This is a genomic window from Rhizobium sp. Root483D2 (assembly GCF_001426685.1).
In the GTDB taxonomy this organism is placed as follows: domain Bacteria; phylum Pseudomonadota; class Alphaproteobacteria; order Rhizobiales; family Rhizobiaceae; genus Pararhizobium; species Pararhizobium qamdonense.
The window spans coordinates 1-5,052 of the sequence record NZ_LMFB01000007.1 but is presented as its reverse complement, the minus strand read 5'-3'; the positions used below and the strand labels follow the sequence as shown (position 1 = coordinate 5,052).

General features: G+C 55.0%; 6 protein-coding genes. 5 read left to right on the top strand and 1 reads right to left on the bottom strand.

The genetic code is table 11. The features are described 5' to 3' along the window. Window positions 1–246 (top strand): hypothetical protein (locus ASD32_RS29990; protein WP_162252642.1); only part of this gene is annotated, 246 nt, incomplete at its 5' end. 236 nt (window positions 247–482) lie between these two features. Here ASD32_RS29990 and ASD32_RS05840 read toward each other — a convergent pair. Next, window positions 483–860 (bottom strand): hypothetical protein, encoded by a 378-nt coding sequence (locus ASD32_RS05840; RefSeq protein ID WP_060637091.1) that lies wholly within the window; start codon window positions 858–860, stop codon window positions 483–485. Window positions 861–1,803: 943 nt separating this feature from the next. On the opposite strand from ASD32_RS05840, the gene ASD32_RS28885 reads away from it, so the two are divergent. The 4 genes from ASD32_RS28885 to ASD32_RS05810 all read left to right on the top strand — a co-directional run bounded on the left by ASD32_RS28885 (window position 1,804) and on the right by ASD32_RS05810 (window position 4,592). Beyond that, window positions 1,804–1,977 carry a DUF3606 domain-containing protein gene (locus tag ASD32_RS28885; protein WP_082546661.1) on the top strand — a complete coding sequence of 58 codons (174 nt, stop codon included), beginning with the start codon at window positions 1,804–1,806 and terminating at the stop codon, window positions 1,975–1,977. A gap of 458 nt (window positions 1,978–2,435) precedes the next feature. Continuing rightward, complete coding sequence (locus ASD32_RS05825) at window positions 2,436–2,645, top strand: cold-shock protein (protein WP_060637088.1); 210 nt, start codon at window positions 2,436–2,438, stop codon at window positions 2,643–2,645. 119 nt (window positions 2,646–2,764) lie between these two features. Then, entirely contained in the window at window positions 2,765–2,977 is a 213-nt protein-coding gene (locus ASD32_RS05820) for a hypothetical protein (protein ID WP_060637087.1), read from the top strand. 895 nt (window positions 2,978–3,872) lie between these two features. Next, window positions 3,873–4,592, top strand: a complete 720-nt coding sequence (locus tag ASD32_RS05810; protein WP_060637085.1) for a Crp/Fnr family transcriptional regulator — start codon at window positions 3,873–3,875, stop codon at window positions 4,590–4,592. Window positions 4,593–5,052 lie beyond the last annotated feature (460 nt).

Sequence of the window (5,052 nt, the reverse complement as noted above, 5' to 3'; positions counted from 1 at the left end):
CACGACATAGGGCCGATTATCCTTGGCGCAGGCAAGATGGGCAATGTGCCCCCGCAAAAGGACGTCAACGCAGTCCTCGCTGGTCATCTCTTTCAAGATCATCGGATTTCCTTCTGGGACATCACTAGCCCTTCGGCAATGATAGCACGGATCGCGACCTCGGTTTTCGAAATCGGCGCCAGAGCCCAGTGGCTCTTTGCCGTCACCAGCACCTTCATCGACGCGATTCATGGAATATTCCTATGACATCGGAAAGAGACGCCAACTCACCCCCCACACCGAAGGTGGTAGGGCCGCTTTGCGCCTTCCTTCCGGTCGTTGGCAGCAGGAGTTAGATCTCGTAAAAGCTGTCCATTTGCTCTGATCGGGCCGTCTATCGGAACGAACCGGAAAGGCCCGTCACATCATCAAAGCCGGCGCCCAGAAAGCCAAGACACAGGCGGCATCCCGACCACATCTGCCATCTTCCTCGGAATATGCTCTCAGCCCATGCTTCTCATCCTCGCTACGGCGGCGTCCACTGATAATACCTTAGATACCGTTTTGATCGCATCAAGTTGCGCGGGAACCAAGTGTGTAAAAGGCCCTTGAGGGATATAACCCGCTTCTTTTTCAACATTCGCGACAACAGGGAATTCATCGAGGATACGGACGGCTTTGCCGTCGCGATGTTTCTCGGGTGTAGGCATGCCCCAGGCGGACATGGCTAGCTCTCGTTCGCCGTCCTGGTCGACGTGGATTATCGGTCCGAGGCGGTCGGGATGGACATTCACCGACGGCGGAAGGTTGCCTTCGCGATAGCGGGTGATTTTGATGAAATCACGGATGGTCTGCTGATTGCTCGTCAAATGGTTGCACATGCCTGCCTCCCGATCTGCTAAGGAAGATGGACCGTACCGCGCGACTATCAACGGTGCCGAAGGAACCAGTTGGCTTATCCTTGGTTACCATGTCGAGATCACGGCGTGTCAATTGGACATGACCGAGATGGGGAACGCGGGGATTTCTCAGATTTCTCGCCATGGTCAACGAATTGGCATTCGAGCGCTCCACCTGTCCGCAGCGATCTCGTCCCCACCAGGAGCACTGCCTATAATCAAACCTGCGACCCAGCGGCCCGAACATCTCGAACGAAAAATCGAACTGCATCAGACAGTGGATTTCGCGGTGCAACTTCTTGTCGAAGAGGCGTACACGCTCGGATAGCAACATGCCGAATTCCTGACTGCGGTGATTTTTGGCGTTCGCGTCGAGCTGTGTCCTGAGCTGGCAAGCGACCCCATTTGACGAACCCGTTCCGACGTTCCCGACGTAGACCAGATCGTCGCCCTTGCGCGGCGAGTTCAGGCTTTTAATCGCACTGGGTGCCGACGTGGACGGCCCGTAACCGACGACGACGAATGTTTCCGCCTGAACGCATTTGATCTTGCGCCAATCGACGCAACGTCCCGACCTGTAAGAAGCGTCAGCTGTTTGGCGATGATGCTTTCGAAGCCCAACTCAGCCGCGCTGGCAAACAGGGAGGCCCCGTCGGTGTCAAACATCTCGGAAAGTCGGATAGCCCCCGAGGCTTTCTCCAACAGCGTTCGAGGAGCATGCGACACTCTTCGAGGGACAGCATCGATATGTCGTGACCGTTGAGATACAGGAGATCGAAGGCGTATAGCACCGTGTCCGACGACACCTTTATTCCGCCTCGCCCGCCGAGAGATGCCACGAGTAGGTTGAAGTTGCTCCGTCCCTGTTCATCGCCCCGAATCCAACAGAGTTATCGGTGATCATTCAAACCAGAGGAGGCTCAAAATGGCAACGACAGCACGCGTGCGCAATCAAGACAGGGCACTGGGCGCCGCAGGGCAGGACCACGAATTTGCATACGAGGCAAAGAAGCAGGGCGTGTCCAAGAGCGAGGTCAAGGATGCCGTCAAGCAAGCTGGCAATAGCCGAGACGAGGTCGAGGACAAGCTGACGAAATGAGAAAACGGCGTCGACCAGCAGAAGCATCACGGTCCCGGTGTATCACCGATGCACGAGGTCCAGCGAGCTGAAGTGTCCCTGATCCTGATACTGACCAAGTATAGCGGTCTTAGCGCGGAGGCAGAGTTAACGAACCGTGGACTGCTATCTGTGGCGGCGCTGGTTTCTTCGATCCTGGTTTCGACGTAGCGACAGTCATCGACTGGATTACCGTTTCCGGTCTGAACATGTTTTCCAGCGGCGGCATTCAGGCGCGCTTTTGGCTGGACCAAAACTAAAAGTTGACCCACGCCCGCAATTCCGCTATCGGTGGTTTATCGATCTTTTGCTTGCTGAACTTTGGTTGCCGCGCGGTTAGCACCGCGCCTGAACGAGCTTCCCTCTCAAAAACAATCGCTACCACCATCCGCCCGGCTTCGGCCTCGCGGTCGTTTAAAACTGCTTTGAAAGGGTTCATCATGACCACAGGCACAGTAAAATGGTTCAATTCCACCAAGGGCTTCGGCTTCATCCAGCCTGATAATGGCGGCGAAGATGCCTTCGTCCACGTTTCGGCGGTCGAGCGCGCAGGAATGCGCGAAATCGTCGAAGGCCAGAAGCTCAGCTACGAACTCGAGCGCGACAAGAAATCGGGCAAGATGTCGGCCACCAACCTTCAGGCTGCATAATTTGAACTGCTCGCGCTTTGACCACGGATGTACTGGCACTGCGTGAAGTTAGTTTTTTAGAAGGCCGGACTTATGTCCGGCCTTTTCCGTTTCTCAGTCCACAGCGATCGGAGGATTCTATGTCCGACAGCAAATCCCATGCCGAAGTTGCTTTCGGCCACCTGCAGTCCCAATTCTTCGCGCGCGGTCACGCGGTCGAGGAGATGGATCACGTGACGAAGTCCCGTGAAGAGAAGACATCCCGACTACGTGAGGCTCGGCTCGCCAAGGAAGAACAGGACCGCCTCAGCGCATCGACGAAGTCGGCCGTGAATACACGGAAAAGGACCTGAGCGTGACCAAGGACCACAACTTCCCTCATTTCGAATGGTAGCCCGACGACTTCACGGTGCCCTCGAGGCGGCTGAAGTTGTGCTGTGGCCTTGGCAGGTCGATACCGACGATCTTCTTATGGACAGTCATGCTGTGGGATGTCCGTCGAGCCATCGATGCGATCACGCCGCGTGTATTCGTTGGCAATGAATGTACTGGAAATAAACTTTCCCCCAAGAAGCTTGCGGGGTTCGTCCAGTTCGACTTCATTTGGCTTTAGAATTCCTGGTTGGAGTGAGGTTGCGATCCAGGTGGAGCGATCCCGGAAATTTGCATATTGAGTATTCGCCTGAAGAACCCGGGTCTTGCTTATTTTCCGGATGGTTTGCGCAATTGCGGCCGAATCCAGGAAGTTGGCGCGCGTTGCGGGACTGATGAAATCAGGCCATGGTTACATCGATTGCCCGCTCGCGATCCGAACCGCTCCTTTGCATACTCGAGAATATCAAACGTTCCGGTCAATCGCGTCATCAACAGTGACAACAGCTAGTACAGTTCCCAGGTCGTCGCTTATATCAATGCCTAAATATGTTGTTCGTCGACCGGTGGCTAACTGGTCCGCTATCATTTCGAACAGACTTGCCCTGGCATCTTCCGTCGCAGCCTCGAGGTTTTGAAAGGGTATACCGTCGTCGTCGGCCTCAACTCCCAGAGACGTCCTGACATGGAAATGGAATCTCGGCATCAAGCTCTCTCCGCCAGTTAGAGCCACTGTAGGCACAGGGCAGGTAGCTAAAAACAAACAACAGACTAACGAGGTGGAGAGGCAGCGTAAGAGAACGCGATTTAAGCTACAATTATAGCTCGTGACATTTGTTCCTGCCCGGCTACGATAAACTTTTGTGGAGACATGCGGTGATCGAGTCTTTGATTGCGAATCTTCGGGCGCGTGACGTGGTATCGTCTCACGAGGCGCAACTTCTGTCGTCAATCATCGTGCGCCAGCGTTGGATCGCCGCCGATGAGGACCTGGTGAAGGAGGGCTCACGGCCGACCTACAGCATCCTCCTCGTTGATGGCATTGCCGCGCGATACAAATTTGTCGAAGACGGAAAAAGACAGATCACGGCACTGCATGTGTCCGGGGACTTCGTCGATCTTCACGCCTTTCCCCTAAAGGAAATGGACCATGGCGTCGTGGCACTGTCGCCCTGCCATGTTGCCTTGGCCGATCACAGCGACCTGAAGAAAGTCACCGAAACAGAACCACATTTGGCGCGGCTGCTATGGCTGTTGACGGTTATCGACGGGGCGATCCACAGAGAATGGATCGTGGCGATGGGACGGCGCTCGAAGAAGTCGCATATGGCTCACCTCTTTTGTGAACTGTTGTTGAGGCTCGAGGTGGTTGGCAAGGTTGAAAACTCCAGCTTTTCGTTTCCACTGACGCAACTCGAAATGGCCGACGTTTTGGGAATATCGCTGGTCCATCTAAACAAGACTTTGCAGCTCTTGCGCGACGAGAAAGTGTTGCAATGGACAAAGCAGACAATCACTGTGCTCGATCTCGAAAGGCTAAAATCAATCGGGGAGTTCGAGCCTGGGTACCTAAACTTACGGGTAGAACCACGATAGTTGCCTCGTCCATTGTCGGTGTCGAACGCTGGTAGCTGCGTCGCACCGATTGCTCGCGCCGTTTTTTAAGTCGGTCCTGTACGAACGGGCTACAGCCACGATCGTCGGGACAATGATTCGACGGTATGGAACCATTTTCCCAATGCTTGGTTCTGTCGGCGAGGATCGCGGCGCGTGTCAATCGGACGCGGCGGGGATGACGAACACGGGGATTTTTCCGATTTCTTCCCGTGGCCAACGAAACGGCAGTCGAGTGTCCAACCCGTCCGCCCACGCCCTCAGCATCCTCTCGTCGAAAGTTTTCCATGATTGATCCCGAAGCCAACAGCCGGGCCATCCCGAACGGAAATTTGAATTGTGTTGATTGCCACTGAGAACTGACCCGGTAGCACAGGATGGGGGTGCGGACGAAAACTTGGACCACCAAGGAGGTAGTTCATGTATTCCTACGCAGACAGAC